Annotated in this window: 19 protein-coding genes; 6 read left to right on the forward strand and 13 right to left on the reverse strand. The window is 46.0% G+C overall.

The window, feature by feature from the left end; translation table 11 throughout:
• Positions 1–191: 191 nt before the first annotated feature.
• From IE163_RS09390 to IE163_RS09420, 7 genes are all read right to left on the reverse strand, one after another.
• Positions 192–1,574 carry a diguanylate cyclase domain-containing protein gene (locus tag IE163_RS09390; protein ID WP_189432541.1) on the reverse strand — a complete coding sequence of 461 codons (1,383 nt, stop codon included), beginning with the start codon at positions 1,572–1,574 and terminating at the stop codon, positions 192–194.
• Between the two features lie 59 nt (positions 1,575–1,633).
• The gene (locus IE163_RS09395) at positions 1,634–2,842 is read right to left on the reverse strand and encodes a methyl-accepting chemotaxis protein (protein ID WP_189432543.1); all 1,209 of its coding nucleotides are present in this window, start codon (positions 2,840–2,842) and stop codon (positions 1,634–1,636) included.
• Positions 2,843–3,046: 204 nt separating this feature from the next.
• Positions 3,047–4,081, reverse strand: a complete 1,035-nt coding sequence (locus IE163_RS09400) for a porin (protein WP_189432544.1) — start codon at positions 4,079–4,081, stop codon at positions 3,047–3,049.
• 110 nt (positions 4,082–4,191) lie between these two features.
• A complete protein-coding gene (locus tag IE163_RS09405; RefSeq protein WP_189432546.1) occupies positions 4,192–4,617 on the reverse strand; it encodes a DUF6691 family protein in 426 nt (141 codons plus the stop codon).
• A gap of 9 nt (positions 4,618–4,626) precedes the next feature.
• A complete protein-coding gene (locus IE163_RS09410; protein WP_189432549.1) occupies positions 4,627–5,031 on the reverse strand; it encodes a YeeE/YedE family protein in 405 nt (134 codons plus the stop codon).
• Positions 5,032–5,039: 8 nt separating this feature from the next.
• Positions 5,040–5,441, reverse strand: coding sequence for a rhodanese-like domain-containing protein (locus IE163_RS09415; protein ID WP_189432551.1), 402 nt, complete (start codon positions 5,439–5,441; stop codon positions 5,040–5,042).
• Positions 5,442–5,460: 19 nt separating this feature from the next.
• Entirely contained in the window at positions 5,461–6,210 is a 750-nt protein-coding gene (locus IE163_RS09420) for a sulfite exporter TauE/SafE family protein (protein ID WP_189432553.1), read from the reverse strand.
• Between the two features lie 111 nt (positions 6,211–6,321).
• On the opposite strand from IE163_RS09420, the gene IE163_RS09425 reads away from it, so the two are divergent.
• Positions 6,322–7,197: an MBL fold metallo-hydrolase gene (locus IE163_RS09425; RefSeq protein ID WP_189432555.1), complete on the forward strand. Its 876-nt coding sequence runs from the start codon at positions 6,322–6,324 to the stop codon at positions 7,195–7,197.
• 98 nt (positions 7,198–7,295) lie between these two features.
• On the opposite strand, the gene IE163_RS09430 is transcribed toward IE163_RS09425, so the two are convergent.
• The 3 genes from IE163_RS09430 to tsaA are packed head-to-tail and all read right to left on the reverse strand — an operon-like array spanning position 7,296 to position 10,811.
• Complete coding sequence (locus tag IE163_RS09430) at positions 7,296–9,020, reverse strand: proline--tRNA ligase (RefSeq protein WP_189432557.1); 1,725 nt, start codon at positions 9,018–9,020, stop codon at positions 7,296–7,298.
• A gap of 53 nt (positions 9,021–9,073) precedes the next feature.
• Complete coding sequence (locus IE163_RS09435; protein WP_189432559.1) at positions 9,074–10,132, reverse strand: Kelch repeat-containing protein; 1,059 nt, start codon at positions 10,130–10,132, stop codon at positions 9,074–9,076.
• Complete coding sequence (gene tsaA / locus IE163_RS09440) at positions 10,104–10,811, reverse strand: tRNA (N6-threonylcarbamoyladenosine(37)-N6)-methyltransferase TrmO (protein WP_189432560.1); 708 nt, start codon at positions 10,809–10,811, stop codon at positions 10,104–10,106. The genes IE163_RS09435 and tsaA overlap by 29 nt, the downstream gene beginning before the upstream one ends.
• A 208-nt stretch (positions 10,812–11,019) precedes the next feature.
• Here tsaA and purU point away from each other — a divergent pair, with 208 nt between their 5' ends.
• The gene (gene purU, locus IE163_RS09445) at positions 11,020–11,853 is read left to right on the forward strand and encodes a formyltetrahydrofolate deformylase (RefSeq protein ID WP_189432562.1); all 834 of its coding nucleotides are present in this window, start codon (positions 11,020–11,022) and stop codon (positions 11,851–11,853) included.
• Positions 11,854–11,940: 87 nt separating this feature from the next.
• Here the strand turns inward: purU and can are convergent, their stop codons facing one another.
• Complete coding sequence (gene can / locus IE163_RS09450; RefSeq protein WP_189432564.1) at positions 11,941–12,597, reverse strand: carbonate dehydratase; 657 nt, start codon at positions 12,595–12,597, stop codon at positions 11,941–11,943.
• Between the two features lie 318 nt (positions 12,598–12,915).
• On the opposite strand from can, the gene IE163_RS09455 reads away from it, so the two are divergent.
• Positions 12,916–13,443, forward strand: a complete 528-nt coding sequence (locus IE163_RS09455; RefSeq protein ID WP_189432566.1) for an H-NS family histone-like protein — start codon at positions 12,916–12,918, stop codon at positions 13,441–13,443.
• Between the two features lie 46 nt (positions 13,444–13,489).
• Here the strand turns inward: IE163_RS09455 and IE163_RS09460 are convergent, their stop codons facing one another.
• Positions 13,490–14,242, reverse strand: coding sequence for a YciK family oxidoreductase (locus tag IE163_RS09460; protein ID WP_189432568.1), 753 nt, complete (start codon positions 14,240–14,242; stop codon positions 13,490–13,492).
• A gap of 223 nt (positions 14,243–14,465) precedes the next feature.
• On the opposite strand from IE163_RS09460, the gene IE163_RS09465 reads away from it, so the two are divergent.
• Positions 14,466–16,844, forward strand: coding sequence for a VolA/Pla-1 family phospholipase (locus tag IE163_RS09465; RefSeq protein WP_189432570.1), 2,379 nt, complete (start codon positions 14,466–14,468; stop codon positions 16,842–16,844).
• 115 nt (positions 16,845–16,959) lie between these two features.
• Positions 16,960–17,952, forward strand: coding sequence for a protease SohB (sohB, locus tag IE163_RS09470; protein WP_189432572.1), 993 nt, complete (start codon positions 16,960–16,962; stop codon positions 17,950–17,952).
• A 92-nt stretch (positions 17,953–18,044) separates the two neighbouring features.
• Here sohB and IE163_RS09475 read toward each other — a convergent pair whose 3' ends face one another.
• Positions 18,045–19,391, reverse strand: coding sequence for a dicarboxylate/amino acid:cation symporter (locus tag IE163_RS09475; protein WP_189432574.1), 1,347 nt, complete (start codon positions 19,389–19,391; stop codon positions 18,045–18,047).
• 167 nt (positions 19,392–19,558) lie between these two features.
• Between IE163_RS09475 and IE163_RS09485 the strand changes: the two genes are divergently transcribed.
• The gene (locus IE163_RS09485; protein ID WP_229833509.1) at positions 19,559–24,832 is read left to right on the forward strand and encodes an Ig domain-containing protein; all 5,274 of its coding nucleotides are present in this window, start codon (positions 19,559–19,561) and stop codon (positions 24,830–24,832) included.
• Positions 24,833–24,852 lie beyond the last annotated feature (20 nt).

Raw genomic sequence — 24,852 nt, forward strand, 5'->3', positions numbered from 1 at the left:
TAAGCCAGCCTAGTGCTGGTTTTTTGCTTTTTAGTCTAGGCAGTAGTTCAGTCGGTTACTTTCTGTTAAGAGCTTAGCCGGCCTGTCACGCCGGGGGTCGCGGGTTCGAGTCCCGTCCGCTCCGTCACTTTAAGCCAGCCTAGTACTGGTTTTTTGTTTTTTAGCTTAGGCAGTAGTTCAGTCGGTTTAATTTAACTCTGAGTATGATCTTTAGTTTTTGCCATTTTATGTTGTTCTTTTTGTTTGTACATGGCCAAGTCAGCATGGTGTAATAGTGACTCAAGGTCCTGGGCATCCTCAGGGTAGCTGGCAAAGCCTATACTAAGTGCTATTTTCAAATTAATTCCTTTCGTTTGGAAATCAGTTTCCTGAAATTTGCCTTTTAGTTTATTCAGAATACTTTCAATATCTCGCTCTCGGGTTACTCTGGGGAGTACAATTAGAAACTCGTCACCTGACAGGCGGCAAACGGTATCGTAGCTGCGTAATGGCTCTCGCAGTCGTTTGGCAACTTCTTGCAGCAAACTGTCGCCGACGGCATGGCCATAACTATCGTTAACCTGCTTAAAATTATCTACATCTAAGTTTAGAATACTAAACTTAGAGCCTGATTTCACAAGCTTTTCCAATAGCTGCATAGTAAAGCGGCGATTTGGCAGCAGGGTTAACGGATCTTGTAAAGCATTTAGTTGAGCGAGCTGGAATCCATAAAATAAGCTAACAAACACCAATAACAACAAACTGCCAATGGTATAGCCAATTAAGCGCACGATAATGGTAAACCATTGGTTTTCCGGTAATATACTGCCCGGAGCTTCTGCTAATGCTAAAACCCAACTGCCGCTGAGTAAACGAATGGTTTCGGTGGCAAAAGCCTGTTCAAAAATCTCCTGTTCACCATAAAATACGTCGCCTTGATCACCAGCGCCATTCTTACCCCTAATCGCAAGTTTACCTTGACTAGCCAGAGCTGTAACACCGGCTAGAGTAAACAGCTTATCGATGTCAACCACAACGCTACAGGTCCCCCAATACTGAGTGTTGAGTGGGGGGTTAGTAAAAACCGGCATTCGGGCAATTACGGCATTACCACCTTGTATCAGAGCAAGGGGGCCAGCGATAAATATTTCCTGGCGTTGCCGTGCCAGCTCTACCGTTAGAAATTGTTCAGGTAGCGTTCGGTAATCAAGACCGATAACGGCTTCATTTCCAGCTAAAGGGTAGACGAAATTCACGATATTATTTGGCGCTATGGCAATATTACGAATACTGCTGGCTTTTAGAAAGAGGGTTTCTGCCAGTTTCTCCCATTCTTGGGGGCCTGATTGTGGGTTAACCGTAATAATGGTTGCTAAGCTATCAGCTAAAAAAATGTTGGCATTTAGCTCAGACTCCAGATTAGCTCGTACTAATGATAATTGCTGGCTAAGCTGTTGTTGCCTGTGAAGTTTAATACTATTTTGAAAATTGTGATTAAGATACTCCACCAGCACTGTTGTGCTGGTGATGATAAGGAGTACGGCTACTGACAGTAGCAACTTATTTTTAGTGTTGAGCAATCGAAAATATTTCATTATTAGCTCAATAAATTTGATTCGGGTCTAGCCCAGCAATAAATAATCTATCAATAAGATTATAACATCGCTTTTTTGGCAAAGCGTCCCAGCTGCTTTTGAGTGGCAGCCGTGCCTTCTAGTAGATTACGTGCCGCGTCATCAATAGCCGTCATTTGCTGATAGGCTTGATTAGTCATCTGCTCAATAGCGGATAAGTGCGTTTGCGTTTGTCGATACTTTTGCTCTAGGTTAGACACGCTGCTATTAATATTTTGCATGCCGCCACGCGCGGTCAGCAGCTCTTGCTGCAACTGCGAGAACTCACCATTAGTTTGACTAACCTGAGTACGGGCGTCTTGCGCTTGCAAGTTTAAACTATCAGACTCTTGTTTGGTTTCTTTAACCAAGCGCTCCATATCATTTAAGAAACCGGATATTTGTTTTGTTGCCTCGTTGACTTTCGCGGCTAGGGTACGCACCTCATCTGCTACTACCGCAAAACCGCGGCCAGCATCACCTGCTCTGGCAGCCTCAATCGCAGCATTTAATGCCAGTAGGTTAGTTTGATCAGAGAAACCTTCAACCATCACTAAAATCTGTCTAACATTTTCTGAGTTCTTTTGTAGGCCATTAATGGTTGCACCGAACGAATCAAGTAGGCTGGCAATCGCGGCCAATTGTTTGTTAAGTCGCTGCATCTGCTCACTGGCCACTTTGGCTTTATCTACTGCGACATGGGTTACATTACCCATCTGATCGCTACTTTGAACGATCTGCGCCAGATACTCGATAACTTCGTCACTGTCGCGGCGAATTTGTTTATTGCGCTGTTCAGTGTCTTGTAAATTTAAGCGCGTGCTTTTTACGGCACCCGAGACTTGTTCATTAATTTCATGGGTATTACTGGCCTGCTGATGAACCTTACCTAGCACATCACTTAGCTGGGCAACAAAGTGGTTAAATTCTTCCGATAGAGTCCGGAACTCATCAAAAGTAAAAGCCGGCAAACGTTGGCTTAAATCTGCACCTGATCTGTTACTTTCATGCAAGGTTCCAACCAGGGCTTGTACTGGGCGGACAATCAGATGGCTTAAGTAAAATCCGGTAAATAAAAATGCGGCAGAGCCGGTAATTAACAGCAGCCACCAGAGTGTAGTAGGCCCCTCTGCCGGATATGCCATATAGAGGGCAGCCGCAAAAAATAGACCGATAAAAAGCATATTGCCAGCGATTTTTCGGTTTAGGGTATAGAAAAAGCTTTGTTCAACAAAGCGATAAAGGGCCATAAATCTCTCCATTACGACTAAGACCTCTTATTCAGTTAGCAGCAGTTATCTGTTTATGCAGATGTTAGTAACGAGCCGCGTTCAGACTGAGTATAGAATAGTTTACTAATGAGTAGACAATACCCCAGTTTACCACTGCTGCCAATATGTTAGAGAGAGTAATAACTGAAGTTCTTCTGGATGTATGACCAGAAGAACCCTAGATCAGAACTTATAAATAGTTCCGAATGAGATAGCCATAGGATCTGCTCCTGGACTAATGCTTAAGCGTTTACCATGGCCACCAGCTGAAACATTAAAATTGGCCTGTTCAGCATTATCTGTTACTGCAAACGCAAGATAGCAATTAAAGGATTGACTAAAAGAGCGGTCTATACCCAAAGCTAGCATAGTGGCATTGCTTTGCGCGTTATCAGCTTTGCCAGCCTGGTAATATTGCGCTGCTAAATTGTATTGACCGAATTTATAGCCAACACCTAAACCCCAGGCGTCCCGGTCACCACCATTAAAATTCGAGCTTTGCTGGTAGAATGCAGCAAGTTGCCATTGCTCATTCAGCTTGTAGCGGGTGCCAAGACGCATGCCGCTTCGCGCCGCTACCGCTTGTCCTTGGGCATCATCTAATTGATTTTGCCGCTCATAAGCTAGCATCACGGTTAAACCACTTGCTTGGTAAGTAACAGAACTACTGACCGCGTCATTTTCATTTTCTGTGGTGCTGCCGGTGGCGTCGTTGCTGGAATAATGTAAGTCAAAAGTAAGATTATTTAAAACGGGGCTTTGATAGTGGATACCATTACGAAAACGCTTATCTAAATTAACGCCGCCACCGGCAACAATGTTGCGGGCATCACCTACTTTGTCACCAAAAAAATCGGTGCGTGAACGCACTTTTTTCATAGGAGTATCAAAAAAGCCAACACGGGCAGTACCAAAACTGCCTTGTAAACCAACAAAGGTATCACGGGCATCAAAATAATCGCTATTAGTATCACCTTCTTCAATGCGAACTAAGGCTTCGATTTGGCCAATAACGTTCAAACCTTGCTGTACTTCATGAGTGGCTTTAACGCCTATTCGACTTGAATTACTCGACACATTAAAGGCGTTATTAGCATCATTATCAAGCTGATCTAAAGATACATGGATCTGGCCGTAAAAGGCGATGTCGGCCGCTTTGGCATAACTCACCGGCGATATAACGAATAAGACGCAGGCAGCAGCATAAGACAATTTCATAATAGCCTCTCTAATATGACATTTTTATTTCATTTTTATTTATGCACATATTATGGCACTAAAAAAATACTGCGTAGCCTGAGCAGGCGTTTTTATTTATCAGTGGCTAATCAAGGCTTATTGCGTTGTGGCAGTTTTACTGACTTAGCGATAAACCAGCCGATAATCATGGTGGCAATAAAACCCAGGGTGCCACTACTAAGAGAGCTAATAGCACTTATGGCCGGGCCAGGACAATAACCTACCATACCCCAGCCAATACCGAATAACGCTGCACCTACAAGTAGCGGTCTGTCTATTTGCTGATGAGTGGGGAGATAGAAAGTTTTTTCAAATAAAGGGGCAGGTTTTTTCATAACGAAATAAAAGCCAATAGAATAAACGGCCAAAGCGCTGGCCATCACCAACGCCAGACTAGGATCCCAATTTCCTGTAATATCCAAAAAGCTGAGTACTTTTTGGGGATCGATCATTTTTGATATTGCCATACCTAATGACATCAATAAGCCAGCAACAAATGCGATAAGTAATTTCATAATCACCCCTTAATTAAACAAACTGGCCACCAGCACACCCGCTAACATAAAAGCTAGCGTGGCAATAATAGAGCGAGCGGAAAAACGGCCGATACCGCAAATACCATGACCTGAGGTGCAACCTGAGCCCCAGGCTGTGCCTAAGCCAACTAATAAGCCGGCAATCAAAGTATGCAAGTTTAATGATGGCGTGCTGTAACTAAAATCAGCAATCAAGGCGCCTGCTAGTAAGGGGCCGGCAATAATGCCAAGCACAAAGGCCAGCCGCCAGCCTTTATCGCCAGCTTGAAACAGCAGGGCACTGCTAATACCAGAAATACCGGCAATACGGCCAATACCCGCCATCAATAACAGGGTACCAAGGCCAATTAAACCACCACCAATTAAGGCTGAGATAGGGGTAAAGTTTTCCATATAAACCTCTATTGTTGAATCGTTAAACCAGCCTCTAGCCAGGCTTGCATGCCGCCCGCCACAGAGTAAACCTGGCTAAAGCCCATACGTTGCAAAGATTCCGCTGCCAGGGCTGAGCGTGCACCAGAGCGACAAATCAAATATAGCGGTTTAGCAGCAAGCGCTGCTAAAGCGACTTCGGGGGTGCAGCCGCTAGCAGCTACCAAAGGGTGATTGGCAAGCTGCATCTCTAAGACGCCTCTAGGATAGTTGACTGCATTCTTGATATGGTTTTGGCTAAATTCTGCCGGTTCTCTTACATCGATTAAGAGCGGCTCTGCAGTTTCTTGCAAATAGCCAGCCAATTGCTCAACGCTTACTTCCTGAATAGCTGCTTTGGCGTCTGCCACTAATTGTTGTGCTGTTTTCATTGTCTATTTCACCTTAGATTTAAAGAACCGACTGCGTAATAACAACTATTGACATGATAGCCAGAAAGATGGCAAAACCACGTTGTAACTGTTGCTTGGGCAGTTTTTGGCCCAGCCAGTTACCGGCAAAGGTACCTAATAGGCCGGCAACAATCATGATGGCAATCACTTGCCAGTTAAAGCTTAAGCCTGCAGCACTAAAGCTGATAAAGTATTTAGTAAAACCGGCAAAAGATTTCAGTGCAATAATGCTTAAGCTGGTGGCAATAGCGATATTCATGGGAAGTCCACCCATTAGCACCAGGGCAGGTACAATCAAAAAGCCGCCACCCACCCCGACAAAGCCGGTGATCGCACCTACTACTAAACCATCGGCAATCACCTTGGTATGATTAAAAGGGTATTGATTAGCGGTATTGGTTTGCCGGTTGCGCCACATCATAACGGCAGCCACCAACATCAGCAGCGCAAAACAAAGTAACTGCCAACGGCTGTCCACCAGCGTACCTAGCCAGGCACCGCCGTAGGTTCCTATCATGCCTGGAATACCAAACCATAAGACATGTCGCCAGCTAATACGTTTTTGCCAGGCGTTTTGCACAGAACCAAGTAAGCTAATACCTGCCACGATCAACAATGATGAGGCGATAGCTATCTCTGCTGGCATCTTTAGTAAATAAAGCAGTACCGGTACGGTAAGAATAGAACCGCCAGAGCCAAATAATCCCAAGCTTAAGCCAATAATGAGGGCACCTAACAAAGCTAACATTGTTGCTCCAATATTCTTTTATGGAATAAGCTTATAACTTGTTTGCATTCTAGGCGCCTTTTCGCTAAGCTGCAACTAAAATTTAGTATTCACTAATTTTAGGTGCTAAGCATGACGCGACCATCATTACATATTGAAATGTTTTTTGACCAAGACAGTGCCACCTTTAGCTATGTTGTGGCGGATTTAGAGAGCAAACAGGCAGCTATTATCGATCCGGTACTAAATTATGATGCCGCGGCGGGGCTGGTCAGCACCGAAGACGCCGATAAACTGTTGAGTTATTTGCAGGTTAACGGTTGGCAACTGCAGTGGATTTTGGAAACCCATGCCCATGCCGATCATTTGTCTGCGGCGCATTATTTAAAACAAAAAACCGGAGCAAGCATTGCTATCGGTGAAGGGATCCGCAAAGTACAGCAAACTTTTAAGGTGGTCTTCAATATTGCCGATACCGAGTTACAAGCTAAAGGTGATTACTTTGATAAACTATTTGCCGATAATGAGCAATTTACTATTGGCTCGCTGCAGGCTACGGTGGTCAATACGCCTGGCCATACCAATGACAGTGTCAGTTATTTAATTGCTGGGCATTTGTTTGTGGGTGATTCGCTGTTTATGCCAGATGCAGGCACTGCCCGTTGCGACTTCCCGGGGGGCGATGCACATATTCTGTTTCGCTCAATTCAGCGTATTTATCAATTGCCGGAAGATACCGTGATTTATATGTGTCACGATTACCAACCAAACGGGCGTGAGCTAAAATACAAAACCACGGTGCTGGAGCAAAAAAACAGCAATATTCATGTGAAAGCCGATACGGCAGAAGCGGATTTTGTCGCTAAACGGGAAGCTCGTGATAAAACCTTAGCGGTCCCCCGGTTGATTTACCCCTCGGTCCAAGTGAATATTCGTGGCGGGCAATTACCGAAAGCGGAGGATAACGGTCAACGTTATATTAAAATCCCGCTTAAGGGCTATTCGTAAAAGGTTTGCTGTTAGCAAAAAACGCCGTTAGCAAAAACAACAAAGGCAGCTGGAGCTGCCTTTGTTGGGATAAACCGAAGTTTATTTAGTTTAGCGTGTTATTTAGCTAGGAAGCTTTGCAGTGTTGCTATTACGTTATCAAGGTTGAGCAACTGCTTTTCACCGGTACGGCGGTTCTTATATTCCACTTCCCGGTTATCCAGATTACGTTCACCAATCACAATGCTATGCGGAATACCAATCAGCTCCATATCGGCAAACATCACGCCTGGGCGTTCTTTGCGATCATCAAACAACACTTCGATACCTGCTGCTGTAAGCTCTGCATATAACTGTTCTGTCGCTTCGGCAATCCTTACAGATTTGTGCATATTCATGGGGATTAGCACGACCTGAAAGGGGGCTATCGCATCCGGCCAAATAATCCCAAATTCATCGTGATTTTGTTCAATAGCTGCCGCCACGATGCGCGATACGCCAACGCCGTAACAGCCCATGGTCATAATCTGATGTTTGCCTTCTTCATTCAGCACACCGGCTTTTAAGGCTTGTGAATACTTGTCACCTAACTGGAAAATATGACCCACTTCAATACCGCGTTTAATCACCAGCTTGCCAAAGCCGCAAGGGCTAGCATCACCTTCGACGATATTACGGATATCGGCGACCTTGTAGTTGCTGATATCCCGATCCCAGTTAACACCTGTCAGGTGATAGCCATCTTTATTAGCACCGACCACAAAGTCGGCCAGATGAGCAGCACTGCGATCCACAATCACTGGCACGTTAACGCCTACCGGGCCGACGGAGCCAGCACCGGCGCCTAATAAAGCACGGATTTGCTCATCACTGGCAAATTGCAGTGGGCTGGCCACTTCAGGCAGCTTTTCCGCTTTAATTTCATTTAATTCATGATCGCCACGTAATACTAAGGCAACCAGCGAAGCGGCTTTACCTTCCTCGGCAGTTGCTACGACAAACAGCGTCTTGGCAATTCTACTCGCCTCTACCTGCAGTAGTGCAGCAACCTCGGCAACCGAGCCAGCATTCGGGGTGGCGATTTCAGCTAAGCTTTGTATGGCGGCCGGGCGGTCGCCCGCTGGGGCTTTGGCTTCGGCCATTTCAATGTTCGCGGCATAATCGCTAGTGTCTGAGAAGGCAATCGCATCTTCACCCGATGACGCCAAAACATGGAATTCGTGTGACACGCTACCGCCAATGGCACCGGTATCGGCCAGTACTGGCCGATAGTCAAGGCCTAAGCGGTTAAAGATATTACAGTAAGCGCTATACATGGCATCATAGGTTTGCTGCAAGGATTCTTGACTTAAATGGAAAGAGTAGGCGTCTTTCATCAAAAATTCGCGGGCACGCATGACGCCAAAGCGTGGACGACGCTCATCGCGGAATTTGGTCTGGATCTGATAGAGATTAAGCGGCAGTTGCTTATAACTGGTAATTTCGCGGCGCACCACATCGGTAATGACTTCTTCATGTGTTGGCCCCAACACGAAATCACGAGTATGGCGGTCGGCAAAGCGCAGTAACTCAGCATCCATCTGCTCCCAGCGGCCTGACTCCTGCCATAACTCTGCCGGTTGCACCATGGGCATCAATACTTCAATGGCGCCGGCTTTATTCATTTCTTCGCGCACGATTTGTTCAACCTTGCGTAGCACCCGCACACCCGTTGGCAGATAGGTATACAAGCCTGATGACAGGCGACGGATCATGCCGGCGCGCAGCATTAATTTATGGCTGATCACTTCGGCATCGGCCGGTGTTTCTTTTAACGTAGATAGTAAGTACTGACTCGTGCGCATGCTGCTCTCTGCATATAAAGACAAAAAAGTTTGCCGCTATTCTAACAACGGAATTACTCGGGCAGAAGTTTAATCTGGTGTTTTATTGGCTTATTTGTTACCTGCTGTTGGTTTAGCATGCCGCCCAGGCTGTAAAAGCTACCATCGAGCTCTACTACACCCCGTAGATCCATTACCGCGGTTGTTGCAGCTGCTCTGTGCCAACGCTGCTGTAAAGGCGCATAAACCCAAATGTCGGTGAGCGGTTCGGCGGCCTGGCCGTTATAACCCTTACCATCCAGTGTATAGGGCGTGTGGCTACCGCCGATAAAAGCCACCATTTCTTCGCCATTAATCTGCACCGTGGTTGCGGCCATACGATAACGGGCTTCACCAGTAGGATGGGTAATTGGCTGCCAGGCGATACTGTTCGGGTTGCTGCCTAACTGACCCTCCCAGCAGCTAGCTGAGCGTGTTAGCTGAGGAGGTGCACCCTTTGGATACTCCACAGTCACACCATCACAGACCACCAAATGGTTAGCGGCTATGGCACCGGCCAGACCAAACACGGGTTTACCCGGAAAGGGTGTTGCTTGTGACCAGCGCTGAGTAAAATTATCAAACAGCTGCACCAGGTTAACAGTACCGTGATCACTCCAACCGCTAACTAAATAGATATAACGATTTTGATGGGCGATGGCAGCGGCATTATCGACTGGCACTGGCATATCATTTAAACGGGTGTAACGGCGGGTAACCGGATCTAACCTATAACTATCGCTGGCCGTTACAGCTGTACCATCGGCATTAACAAAGCTGCCACCGAAAATAAAAAAATTATTGTTAAGTGCCACTGCGCTGGCACCAATGCGACCGGCTAAACGTTGCTGGCTGGGCACAGGTGGCAGGCTTACCCAGCCAAACTCGCCTAGAGTATGTAGCCAAACTTTATTGTGGATATCGGTACTGTTTTTGCCTGGTCCTATGCCGGTGGCCGATAACACATAGGTTTTGTCTCTGATACTGGCGCTGGCTACCGCATTGTTACTGACCGGCTCCGGTAGATCAGGCAAGGCCATGGCTGCAGAGCTGGCTGCCAGTACGCTAAGGTAGCTTAATGATTTCAGTAACATGATTGTGTTCTCCGTCAACTGTCCATTTAATATTATATTCGTAAAGGGTCATACCATATTGCTGCACACCATCACGCTGTTTTTTATAAGGTGGCCGCGGATCCTGTTTTAACACCTTTTCTATCAAGATACGAAGTTGTGGGTACTGTTGTTGTTGCTCGCAAAATGCTGCTGCCTGCTCTGATATTGACACTGTCATGGCTGTCTGTGGTGCTGCATCGGCAAAACCACCGCTGGCAGCGGGTAAGGCGTCAGAGTAGGGCAAATAAGGCTTAATGTCCAAAATTGGTGTGTCATCTAATAAATCTAAACCACTAATTTGTAAGATAAGCTGACCATTTTTTCGCGCCACGCCATCAAGTTTTACGACTGACAAGCCAATTGGATTAGGTCTAAAGGTGGCGCGGGTGGCAAAAACACCTTTACGGGTATTGCCGCCGAGCCTCGGAGGACGCACCATCGGCGACCACCCCTTGTCGGCAGTTTCGTGAAACACAAAAACCAGCCACAAGTGGCTAAAAGCTTCAATACCCCGCACTATGGCATCATCAGCATAGGGTGTTTCTAAAATTAACTGGCCACTTGCCTCAGGGATCAATCCGGGCTGGCGCGGAATAGCAAACTTTTGTTTGTAGGGCGATTTTATATAGCCTATTACATTAAATTGATACTGATTCATTATGCCAAATTCGTTAGTCCGCGACTCAACGCAAAATGTTAAAAGGCGGTTTAATTAAAGTAGTATTATGCAAGGTGGCTTTCTAAACGACAAGTAAAGTTGGTTTTTCGCTGGTCACGCTTTATTAAAAATAGCCATCTAAATGCCTTTGACGCCAGATGGATAAGTTGTAACAATAAGGTATTTTTAGCAGACAGAAGAGTTGCAGATGGAACACCGCATTTTGTTAACCGAGTGCCCGGATTCAAAAGGGCTGATCGCCCAGATCACCAACATTTGTTATAAACATCAGTTAAATATTATTCGTAATACCGAGTATGTCGATCCCGGTACTGGTCAATTTTATATGCGCACAGAGCTAGAGGGCATTTTTAATGACAATACTTTGCTACTTGATCTAGACCGTGCTTTACCTCCTGGCAGTCGCCGCAGCTTACTCAGCCGCAGTGCGAAAAAGGTAGTCATTTTGGTTACCAAAGAAGCGCATTGTTTAGGCGACATTTTAATGAAAGTCTATGACGGCTCCTTAACCCTAGATATAGCCGCCATAGTGGGTAACCATCCAGAGTTAGCTGAGCTGGCGCAGCGTTTTGGCATTCCTTATCATTATGTGAGTCATCAAGGGCTGGGTCGTAGTGAGCATGAGCAGGCTTTACTAAAGGTGATAGCACCTTATCAGCCTGAGTATTTGATCTTGGCGAAATTTATGCGGATTTTAACGCCAGATTTTGTTGCCCAATACCCTAACCGTATTATCAATATTCATCACAGTTTTTTACCGGCCTTTATCGGTGCCAAACCTTATCAGCAAGCTTTTGAGCGCGGTGTCAAAATTATTGGTGCTACCGCACACTTTGTAAACGATCAGTTGGACGAAGGCCCTATTATTCAGCAAAAAGTGGCAGCGGTGGATCACAATTACAGTGCTGAGGATATGGAGAAAGCCGGGCGTGATGTTGAAAAGGCGGCGCTTAGCGAAGCACTGCAGTTTATTACCGAGGATAGGGTGTTTGTACATGGTAACAAAACGGTGATTCTATAAAGTGGGTTGTTATTGAGCGTTAGTGCGATGTTGGTCTGGTTGGCCACTGCTTGTCAAAAGCAGCTAGCCAAGTAGATGCAGCGAATTTTAGTGAGAGGTTTCCTCAAGATCCTGTGGGTCCATGGCGTAGATATCATCAATTTGCGCCAGGGACGAGTGGCTCACCCGCAAATCTTTTACCCGACCATTACGCAAACTGTACACCCAGCCATGCACTGTTAGTGGCTGGCCGCGCTCCCAGGCTTCTTGCACAAAGCTGGTATGACATAAGTTGCGAACCTGTTCGATAACATTAAGTTCAATTAGCCGGTTAACACGTTGATCTTCATCTTCAAACCGGTCTATTTCGTCACGGTACATGGCATAAACGTCTTTTACGTTACGTAGCCAATTATCAACAAAACCCACCCGCTGTTTTAGCAAAGCCGCTTTAACCCCGCCACAACCATAATGGCCCACAACTAAAATATGTTTCACTTTTAATATATCTATGGCGTATTGCAGCACCGACAGGCAATTCATATCAGAATGCACCACCAAATTGGCAACATTACGATGTACGAATAACTCACCCGGCATTAAACCAACAATTTCATTGGCGGGTACCCGGCTATCGGAGCAGCCTATCCATAAATACTCAGGAGCTTGCTGCTCTGATAGCTGTTTAAAAAAGCCCGGCTGCTCTTGTTCAATGCGGTCTGCCCAGTTTTTGTTATTAATAAAAAGATCTTTAAAATTTGGCATCTAACTATCCAACTTGAGAACATTCAGGCGACACGATAACGAGTTTTTCGTAACAGACAACGCCGACCAGCAAAAAACTGCGAAGCTCTATCGATACTACGCTATTGCCATCATAAGCTCCAGTTTCTTAGCCGAGGTTTATTATAGTTATAAAGACATAATGTAATCCTTAAGGGTTATATTGTTTGAGGCGTCTTCTAATGTTTTTACAGGCAATATAAAGTTAAAGTGGAATGATAGGCAGTGAATGAATTGCTATGCTTTAATTTATATATTAAATTCGTTATGATGCTAAATAAATTTGAATAGGAGCCAAAAATGTCCTTATTACTTGATAAACGTGAATTAAAAAAAGCGGCAAAGGAACTGACGCTAGCTAAGTTAAATGATGTATTACACACCCTGCAATCGGTATTAGCAGAGCGTCAGGGCGAACTTGAAGCCATTAATGAAATTGAACGTTTTGCTCGTGAAAAAGGCTTTACGCTGGAGCAGCTTGGCTATAAACAGGTTCAAGATATTATTCCGACTGAAGATAGTGCTGTAGTAAATGATGCTAAGCGGCCGGTAAAGCCCAAGTTTAAAACACTGAATAAAAGCAGCCAGTATTTTTATGTGGAAGACGGTAAATTACAATTATTGCGCACTCATACTATGAAGAAAGGCCTGCAAGCACGTGGTATTGAGGTTGTGCCAGCTAATAAAGTAGATAAAAAATTAGCGAAAGATATCGACGCTTTGTTAGCTGAAGCAACAGAGCAAGCTGTCTGCAACTATAATAGTAAAGTTGCAGTGTGGAATGCTTGGGCGGCGGTTAATGGTGGCGAAGTTCTAGAGCCACGCTAATTACTAAGATGTGAAATAATAAACCCGGCTCGGCCGGGTTTATTATTTATTTAGCTTGAGCATCTAAGGATTGGCCTGTAATACCAATACTGTCGTCACTCATCAAATACAGATAAAGCCACATTAAATCAGCGGGCGTTTTTAAGGTCTGTGGATCTTCGCCAGGATAAGCTTTAGCACGCATGCTGGTTCGGGTAGCGCCAGGGTTAATGCAATTTACCCGTACACCAGTATTATCATACTCATCGGCAATAATCTCCATTAAGCCCTCAGTGGCAAACTTTGATACCGCGTAAGGACCCCAAAAGGCTCGTCCCTTGCGGCCGACACCAGACGAAGTAAAGATCATAGCGGCATTTTTGTTCTGCTTTAATAGCGGTAACAGTGCCTGGCTAAGCAGCATTGGGCCGGTAACATTCACTTGCATAATATCTTGCCAGGTTGGCAAATCGATATGTTCAAAGGGCGTAAGTACCCCTAATAGCCCTGCGTTGTGCAGTACGCCATCTAAGCGGCCAAATTCAGCCTGAATAGTCGCCGCCATGTCCTGATAATGTTTTTTGGTCGCACCTTTTAAATCCAGCGGCACTATGGCAGGTTCCGGATGACCTGCAGCAACGATCTCATCGTATACCGCGGTCAGTTTGTTGGTTGTTTTACCCAGTAAAATAACAGTGGCGCCAAATTTAGCATAAGTTAGCGCTGCTACTTTGCCGATACCGTCGCCGGCACCTGTAACTAAGATAACTTTATTTTCCAGTGCGCCTGCTGGCGCAGTATAGTTTTGCGGTGCGTGCATTGGCGTAACCTCTATGAAAAAATCGGCGACAGCATACGCCGAAAAATGCCCTTTTGCACCTTTCTTCACGATATCTGTGTTTTTACTCTAGCGATTTATAAAACTTTGAGTTAAGTTTAACTGGTCGTAGCTGTTAAACAGAGCAGCCACTCAGTTTCTAAATAAGCAAAGCAACATTTTGCTTTGCAATAAAAAAATACCAGTGATGGACAGGGGAGAAGATATGAATAAGCTGGCAATCAGTATTGCTGTCGCCGTAGCCTTAGGTTTAACCGGCTGTGGTGATTCACTCGATGATATTAAACAAGACGCGGCGCAACCGGGTGGCACCGTTGTGCCTAGTGCACGGGTTATTTTTGATCCCACTGCTGGTGCAGTTTCAGTTCCTAACGATTTGTTGTTCCAAGGTACCACTGACGGCACCCTTACACTAGACAGCGGCGCCGCGCCAGATTATACCAATCCTCAGGTTGCTTTAGGTGCGTTAGATGGTTGGTCCACACAAAATCCATTTGCTATTGCTTTAAACTTCCCGGCGAATGTTAGTTTAAATATGGATTCAGCCCGGGCTCCGGGTTCTGTGCGCTTGTTTAAAGCCGTAATGGGCGATCCCGCATCACCTGCCACCGAATGTCGCTCAGTACCACGAGGCATGGCCTGTAAAATTGTGGCCGAATTACAATATGGCGTCGATTTTGTTTCCGCAGGCAGCGGCACAAGTGTTGCTGTTATCCCATTAAAACCGTTGGAAGCCGCAACAACCTATTTGCTGGCGTTAACGAACAATATAAAAGATAGCACTGGTGCGGCAATAAAGCCTTCTACGACTTATGAGCTGGTAAAACAGGATTTAGCGACTAAGCCGCTGGCAACTGATGCACAGCGCGGTTTACAGGCTGTAATTAACAGCTTTGAAAATACCTTGGTGCGTGACGGTGGTTTAGCCAAAGATAATATTATTTATACTGCTGCTATTACCACGCAGTCTACCGGTGCGGTTTTAGCAAACCTGAAGATGCTGATGGCTTCACCAACACCAACAGGTTATGCTCCCGGGCAATTAACGGTGCAGAACACTGGGCTTACCGTATCGCAGTTAAACCCTGCTTTTGCTAATTCTCCTGCATTTCAGATCACCCGTTTATATCAAGGCAGTTTACGTTTGCCCTATTTCCTGGGGACACCGTCTGCTGAAAATGTTGCTGCACCATTAAATACCCGTTGGATGGCGCGTTGTGATAGTGGCGCCATTATTGCGGCGTTGCCACCAAGCCTGAAACCAGAAACACCGGTATCAGAAAATGATGGTTTTTGTCAGGCCGTAAGTGGCGGAGCATTACGAGATCTGGGCTTTGATACTGCCAGACACCTCACTAAATTTAATACGATCCCGAAAATTAACAGCTATCAAACGGTGGTGGTGCAAATGACAGTGCCAGACGCTAATGTCATTCCAATGCCAGAGAGTGGTTGGCCGGTAGTTATATTACAGCATGGTATTACCTCATCTAAAGAGAGTATGTTAGCCATTAGCGGTACTTTGGCTTCACAAGGTTTTGCCACTATCGCCATTGATCATCCATTGCATGGTGCGCGCGGTTTTACCCAAGAAACGCCAGATCGTACTCTTACTTTTAATGCCTCAACAAACTCCGCAACTGACTATATGAACTTGGGCAATTTATTGGTCACGCGCGACAATTTACGGCAAAGCATCGCGGACATGTTGGCATTGCGTTTCGCTTTAAATAGCCTGACGGGCGTTACTATTGATCGTAGCCGTGTGCAGTTTTTAGGACACTCGCTGGGCGGTATTACGGGCACGAGCATGGTGGCATTGGCAAATAACCCGACAGGTAATGCCATGCTAGATGCGGCATTTAAAGTGGAAACGGCTGTACTGGCTATGCCAGGCGGGGCAGTGGCCAACTTCTTATTAGATTCGCCTTCATTCGGGCCGTTAATTAAAGCAAGCGTGATGCTAGGCGCAGGTGGAGAGCTAACCAGTCACTTTGTGACCTATATTGCCACCAATACCGGTTGTGGTGCGCCAACCGCTGCCACCGCCGCAACCTGGCCGGCTTGTGCCGCCCCAACAGTAAATCAGTATCTACAAAGCTTGGCGCAAACGGGTAATACGGCCCAACAAGCCAGAATCAACGCAACCTTAACGCAGTTTGCTTTTGCTGCTCAAACAGTAACAGACAGTGGTGATCCGAACAATTATGCACAGTTGTTAGTTGCCACCGGCACACCAACTTATATGATTGAAGTTGTAGGAAATGGCGCAGAAAACCTCCCCGACCAGGTTATTCCAAACGGGTTCTTTAACCCACTTGCTGCGCTGGCACAAGGTAGAATGGCCTTAGCAGGTACCGAGCCATTGGCTCGGTTATTAGGGGCCGAAGCTGTTCAGGCACCGGGCATGATGTTAGAAGGCAATGCGATTGCGCGCTTTAACGCTGGCGATCATGGTTCTATCTTAAGCCCACAAAGCAGTGCTGCGGCAACGGGGGAAATGCAATTTCAAACTGCAACTTTCTTCTTAAGTCGTGGCACTCAGATAGGCGTGCAGAACCCAGCGGTACTTGCTAGTAATTAATTACGCTTTGTTTATGTAACGTAACAAAATACACAGCCCGGTTGCTTCTGCGCCGGGCTGTTGCTTTTAGCGCAACCTGCCAGGAAAATACGTGCTTTCGTAGAGGAGAATACCTGTGGCTTTTTTGTATGAATATGGCTTGTTTTTAGCCAAAGTCGTTACCGTTGTTATCGCGTTAGCAATAATTATTACCCTAATAGCGGCCAGTGCGATGCGAGGCCGGCAACCAAAGGGGCAGCTAACCATCACTGATTTGACTGAAAATTATCAAGAGGCCCAGGCACTACTGCAGCAGCATTTGCTCGACAAAAAAAGTTATAAAAAATGGCATAAACAACAAAGCGCTGTTAAAGATGATGAGGTAGCCGGAAAGCTTTTTGTGCTTGAATTCACCGGCAGTATGGATGCCAGAGAAACCGAGGCGCTGCGAGAGGAGGTCAGTGCTATTCTTGCGGTCGCTAACCCAGAAGATGAAGTACTGTTAAAGTTAGAAAGTGGTGGTGGCGTAGTGCATGGTTATGGTCTGGCTGCATCGCAGTTAAACCGTTTTAAACAGCAAAAAATCCCGCTGACTATTGCGGTAGATAAAGTCGCTGCCAGTGGTGGCTATATGATGGCTTGCGTGGCGAATAAATTACTGGCTGCCCCTTTTGCTATTATTGGTTCTATTGGAGTGATCGCGCAGCTGCCGAATTTTCATAAATTACTGAAGAAAAACGATGTCGATTTTGAACAATTTACCGCTGGCGAGTTTAAACGTACAGTCACCTTGTTTGGTGAAAATACTGATAAAGGCCGGCAAAAATTCCAGCAGGAGTTGGAAGAGACCCATATTTTATTTAAAGACTTTGTGAGCCAGCAAAGACCACAATTAGATTTAACCCAGGTAGCAACCGGTGAGCATTGGTTTGGCTATCAGGCGTTAACCTTAAAATTGGTTGATGAGCTAACCACCAGCGATGATTATTTACAGTCTGCCGTTAAGGATAGAAAAGTACTATTTGTGCGTTATCAGCTTAAAAAAGGCTTAGCGGAGAAGCTTGGGCAAAGTAGTGCGAATATTGCTGCTACTCTATGGCAGCGGCTGCAAGATAAGCGCTGGTTCTAGATAAAGTTTTCTGCTTACTTAGCGTGATAAAACAGGCCTGCGTTTAGTGCAGGCCTGTTGATGTTCTTAGGTGTGCTCTACTGAACAACAGCTTAGGTTTGGTCTTTTAAATGATGAAAATCAATGGTTTCATCTTTCTCGCCGGCGCGTGGATTATTGTAGATATCAATATCTAACTCCCCTTCGCTTTTCGCCACAACACAGGAAACCATGGCATCGCCTGTAATATTGACAGCAGTTCTGGTCATATCCAGTAAGCGATCGACGCCAATAATCAGTGCGATGCCTTCTACTGGCAAACCAACTTGTTGTAATACCATGGCCAGCATAATTAAACCCACGCCCGGTACACCTGCTGTGCCAATAGAGGCAAGGGTTGCGGTAAGAATAACCATCAGAAAATCGGTTAAGGTCAGATCAACCCCAAATACCTGAGCAATAAACACGGTTGCAACACCCTGCATAATAGCAGTGCCATCCATATTAATGGTCGCACCTAACGGGACGGTGAACGAGCTAATGCTGTTATTGACACCGAGTTTTTTGTTAACGGTTTCCATAGTAACGGGTAAGGTGGCATTACTACTTGAGGTACTAAAACCAAATAGCGCGGCATCCCGCATTTTTTTCAGAAAGATAATGGGGTTTAAACCGCTGAGTGCTTTTAACAACACCGGGTAAACGACCAGGCCGTGTATTATCAATACCGTAAGCACAACTAAAAAGTACTTTAATAAGCTGGCAATAGTGGTAAAACCTAACGTAGTGAAGAGTTTTGCCATTAAAAAGAACACCCCATAAGGCGCCAGGTTCATTAATAAGGTCACTAACTTCATAATAACCTCATTAAAATCGCTAAACATCGCGGCGATGCGCTCACCGGTTTTACCGGATAAAGCAACAGCTAAACCAAATAATACGGCAAACACAATAATTTGCAGCATATTGCCTGATGCCATGGATTGGATAGGGTTATTTGGGAAGATATTAATAAACACCTGCGCTAAGGTCGGTGCAGAGCTCACGTCGTAAGTTGCATCGCTTTGCATATCAACACCGACGCCCGGCCCGATCAATAGGGCGGCGGCGATGGCAAAGCTAATAGCGATAGCGGTGGTAATTAGGTAGAGGCCAATCGATTTACCACCTAAGCGGCCCAGTTTAGAGGTATCAGACAGCGAGCAGGTACCACAAACTAGCGAAACAAAAACGAGCGGCACCACCAGCATTCGTAAGCTGGCAATAAAAATCTCACCACCGACATGGAAGATGCCATCAACAAAAAAGGCTTTTAGCGGAATGCTTAAACCCAGTAAGGATAAATGGCGCTCATCTGCGCCGGCCAGCAGCATTTGAAAGAAAAATCCCACCGCGATACCTGCGGTCATACCAATAACAATACGTAAGGTTAGGCTAAGTTTTTTATTCGATGTGGTCATAAATAATAGTATTCAGAGCTATTCCAAGGTCCCAAGAGTATCAGTTTGTTCGCTAAGAGGGCAGTATGATAATAATTTTTTTTAATTTAGCTGTGCCAGCTGGATAATTAATGGTTTAAGATACAGAATTAGTATAATTATATATAAAAACGCTAGGGAGAGTTTTCATGCGATTAATCCAGCACTTTCTGATTGGATTCTTCAGTTTAGCTTTGACTGCATGTGGTGGCGGGGGAACACTAGAGAGCGGTGGTAATAACGGGGGATCGACAACTCCAGATAATTACACCCTAAGTCTTACTCTATTAAACGCAAACGGGGAGGAAGTTCGCCAAATTACTACTGCAGAACCAGGCAAACTCAGAGCGACATTGCGTAGAAACGGTCAACCATATGCAAATCAGCTAATACGTTTCTCTTTAGACGGTAGCGTTGGTTTGTTTTCTCCTTCCGACGGGTCAGCAAGGACGAATCAAAACGGTATTGCCGAAATACAACTTCAAGCTGGTGGGCAGTCGGGTTCTGCTCAAGTTATTGCCAGGTTTGAAGTATCGAGTAGCCAAGTTATTACCTCAACCCCATTTGTGTTCGATGCAATCGTCTCTGGCGGTTTAGCAGCGGAGCTTTCTGTTCGGTTATTAAAGCATGATGGAACTGCAACACGAGAAGTTTCTCATTTCGCCCCTGCCATCGCAGAGGCGAGACTAATAATCGATGACGAGCCCGCTGCGTTTCAATTGATTAATTTTCAGCTGGGCTCGTTAGGTATACTGAACCCTCAAAATGGTACAGCCATGACCGATGTCAACGGTATTGCCCGGGTTGATTTGATCGCTGGCTCGGAAGCGGGGGCTGGCACCTTAACAGCAGTTTTTGCTCCAACATCAAATCAAACAGTAACCGCTGCGCCATATGTATTTACGACTGCTGGTGATACGCCTGTCCAGGGAGATCAAATGGCATTTACTATTTCTCTAAACATGAAGGATCAGGCTGGAAATACCATTAATCAGGTGTCTAATGCAACACCAGGCGTTATTACGGCACTCGTTAGAAATAGTGTTGGACAACCCGTTACGAATGGAGTTGTATCTTTTAATTCTACTCTCGGACGTATACAGCCTGCTTTTGGTACCGCTTTGACGAATGCCAATGGTGAAGCATCAATTACTATTACTGCAGGCACTATTGCTGGAGCCGGACGTGTTGAAGCCAGATATGAAGGCGTGACACAGGGGCTAGGCTTTGTGTCTGCAGGGGACGAGGTGATTAGCCCGTTTTTATTGACATTGGCGTTAAAGGATAACAGTGGTAGTGATATACGCTCGGTTTCTAGATTACAGCCTGGCGTTGTAACTGCAGTTCTTACCCGCAATGGAAATGTTGTTCCTAACCAATTGGTAACGTTTTCGTTGAGTTCTGAAATTGGACAGATTTCACCTGTCAGCGGCACTGCAAGGACTGACGAGCAAGGTGTAGCTGAGGTTAGTTTATTAGCTGGGCAAACGGCTGGTGCGGGTCAGATTAATGCTATTGCAGTTACTGCAAACGGGAATGTTTCTGCACTGCCTTTTGTGTTTGATTCTTTGGGAGACGATCGGGTCGTAGCAGGAATAAGCTTGAGTTTGTTAGATGCGTCAGGTCAGCTGGTACGGCATGTTTCCTATGCTTCTCCTGGGAGCTTGCAAGCTCTCGTGACCGAAAATGGCGTGCCAGCGCCGTTCCGTGTCGTAACGTTTACCGTATCCGGTGCTGGTGAAGTGAATCCGACCAGTGGCCGGGCAATGACAGATGCTGATGGTATTGCCCGGATAGATTTACGCGCAGGGTTTATAACCGGAGCCGGTGAAGCGGTTGCGCAGTTTACCAACAGTGAAGGTGCTGACATTGTTTCCAATGCGTTTGCCTTTACCTCTGCAGGTGATACACCCGTGCCGGGAACGGATCCAGACTTTACAATTAATCTGGTGCTCACAGATACCGCTGGGACGGTGATTAACGAGATCTCGCAAGCAACACCGGGTGTAGTTATGGCGACAGTGCTGGATAAAGCTGGTGCACCAATGGTAAATCAGGTGGTTAATTTCAGCAGCACCTTAGGACGCATTCAACCGGCGTTTGGTACTGCACTGACCAATTCTCAGGGTGAGGCGCGCATTCGTCTTACCGCCGGTACCATTGAAGGTGCTGGTACGGTGACCGCGCGTTATCAGGGAGTGGAGCAAAATATTAGTTTCAGAACGCAGGGTAATGAGATCATTAGTCAGTACCTTTTGACGTTGGAGATGCGCGATGGTAACGGTGGTCTGTCTAGAAGCGTAAGCAAAGATAATCAAGGCGAACTGAGAGCTGTATTAACCTTTGATGGTATTGTTCTTTCTAATCAGTTAATCACTTTTGAACTTGCAAATGAGGTGGGGGAACTCATTCCTTCAATTGGTACTGCTCGTACAGATGACAACGGTTTGGCGGTGATCAGATTGTTTGCTGGTGCTGTTCCAGGGGCAGGAATGGTTACTGCGACTTACGAGGCGGCTAACGAAACCGTAGTTTCACTACCCTATGTGTTTGAATCTACTGGCGATCAGTCGGCAGAAACTATTATTACAGCTCAAGTTGTCGACAATATTATTGACAACAATGAAGTACGCGATGTAGACAATGCTAATCCGCGCAAAGTCAAAGTGACACTAACCCAAGGTGGTGTAGCGGCGGCATATAAACTTGTGACTGTGCAGGCGCAATTTAGCGGTGTCATCAACCCAACCAGTGGCCGGGCGATGACGGATCAAACTGGTATTGCGTATGTAGATTTACGCACTGGCAGCGTTCCAGGGGCAGGGGAGGTTATTGCAACCTTTACTACCGATGCGGGTGTAGTTTTGTCTAGTGAACCTTTTGCTTTCCAAAATGCCGGTGATGCGCCACCACTTGGTACATCACCCGATTTCAGTATTGACCTTCGACTGATCTCCGCTGCTACAAACAATGACACCAGTGAGGTGAGTGCAAGTAGTCCTGGCCAGATTGTTGCGACAGTTAGTGATAAAGATGGGCAGCTTGTCGTTGGTAAAGTCGTTAGTTTCTCTACGACATTGGGTAATCTGCGTCCTGCTGTGGGGACTGCTCTCACTAATAATCTGGGTGAAGCACGTATCACCTTGGCTGCAGGCACTGCAGAAGGTGCCGGTAATATAACGGCGCAGTTTGAAGGTGTTTCTGAATTGATTGGCTTCTATACCCGTGGTGATGAAGTTGATCCGAATCAGATAAATGCTGCAGTTAACTTCAGATTATTAACTAACTGTCCTGCCGATTTTAGAACATTACGTAACCCGGCGTTATGTACTGAAACAACCAGCATTTCTGCAGAACAGCCAGGCATTCTGTTTATAGAGGTAACCCGCCAAGGATCCAATACACCAATTGAACAAACCTTGGTTTCTGCGGTTACGACTCTTGGCACGATCAGCCCTAGAACGGGGACAGCTATTACAGACAGTAATGGTGTTGCCTTGTTAGATCTGGTTGCCGGACGCGATGTCGGTGCCGGTGAAGTCACTGTTAGCGTCGTTAATGCTAGTAGAACTAAAGCCTTTGAAATCGGTGCCGTAGATGTTGAAATCGTTGTGAGTTCTAGTCTCGCTGCTAATCAAACGCTGGCAGCAGGATCCACCGCGCTTATTACGGTTGACATCTCTCGTAATGGTGCTCCATATATGCCGCCATTGGGTGTCGAGTTTACTTCTGGCTGTGTGCAGGCTGGGTTAGCTGTGATTGATGAGGCAGTTACCAGTATAGGTGGTATTGCACGTTCTACTTATCGGGCTGCTGGCTGCGTGGGTTCAGATTTGATAACTGCTACCGTGATCACCGGCGGTAATACTGTAAGTGGCTTCGTAACTGTTGCAGTCTCCGAAGCAGCCTTGGGTTCAATTGAATTCCTGGACGTTTCTGCACCGGTTATTGCGCTAAAAGGTACCGGTGGTGCAGATCGTACTGAGACCTCTGTTGTCAGATTCCGCCTAGTTGATGCAAACGGGAATCCGGTTGCCGGCAGAGAAGTCGAATTTAGTTTAAGTACTAGTGTCGGCGGTATCGAGTTGGCACAAGCAGCAGGCTTTACTAATATCGATGGTACTGTGCAAACTATAGTTCGTTCTGGATTTGTGCCAACGCCAATTCGGGTTATCGCTCGCAGCGAACAAACTATTTCAGGTGCAACGGTTTTGGTGACTGCACCTTCCGATGTGATGTCGGTCAGTACCGGCTTGGCAGATCAAAATAGCTTCTCTCTGTCACGTTCAGCCTTTAATGTGCATGCATTGGACTTTGATGGTAGTGAGGTTGATGTCACGGTATTCTTGGCTGACCACTTCAATAATCCAGTACCAGATGGCACTGCGGTGAATTTTATCGCTGAAGGTGGTTCTATTGAGCCAAGATGTATCACAGAAAACGGTCGTTGTGCTGTGAAATGGCGTAGCCAGAATCCACGGCCTTTTACTGCTGAGAATTATGCCAATAGTATTCTCGCCAAATGTGATGGCGGTCGTCCTTGTCCGTTTGGTATCGTGCAAAATGATCTGTCAATTGATAGACCATTGGGCGGCCGGGCAACGATCACTGCCTACGCTGTAGGTCAGGAATCATTCTCAGATCTAAATGGTAACGGGCGCTTTGATTTCGGTGAATTCTACGCTTCCTATGATTTAACCGAGGCTTTTACTGACCATAATGAAGATGGTATCTATGGCGGTAAGAGTTGTGCGGATCCTTCGGATCCTTGCAATCCAGCCAATTCAAAGGGTGATGAGTTTGAAGAGTTTATTGATTTTAATAGCAATGGCTCCTTTGATGTCGCCAACGGTTTATACAATGGTTTACTGTGTCGTGAAGAGGATGAAGCAGCAGGGCTTTGCTCACGCGAGTTACTGCATATCTTCCAGAACCAGGAAATCGTAATGTCAGGTGATGAGGCTTACTTCAGGCTCGTCACTTATGCAGCGGATTGCTCTGCAATTACGGGTATCACCGCAGTCCCGGTTCGAGTGAACAGCGATCCGACTAGCCCGGAGGCGCTCGAAGTTCAAACTGATGCCACTAGCCGGAAGATGTGTGAAGTGACATCTATCGACCTTGACTCTGCAACTGGTGCTGCCAATGCGTCACTAAGATTGTTCATATCGGATATCTATAACAACCCAATGCCAGTTGGAACTGAGGTTTTGGTAAGTTTAGACAACGGAGTGCTGGTTGGTACTAATAGCTTTGTATTCCCTAACACTACAAGCCGTGTACCTGTAAGCCTATTCTTTGCTGTTACACGTGAGCCAGCTGGTGAGGGCAATAATAGATCTGATGGTTTCCTGTTGATTAGCGTAACGAGTCCATCAGGCTTAGTGAGCTCGTTGTCAGTACCTGTCTCTGATGACCGTTAGTTAAGGTAGCGTGCTCTGAA

This window comes from Alishewanella longhuensis, from assembly GCF_014653435.1.
GTDB lineage: Bacteria > Pseudomonadota > Gammaproteobacteria > Enterobacterales > Alteromonadaceae > Alishewanella > Alishewanella longhuensis.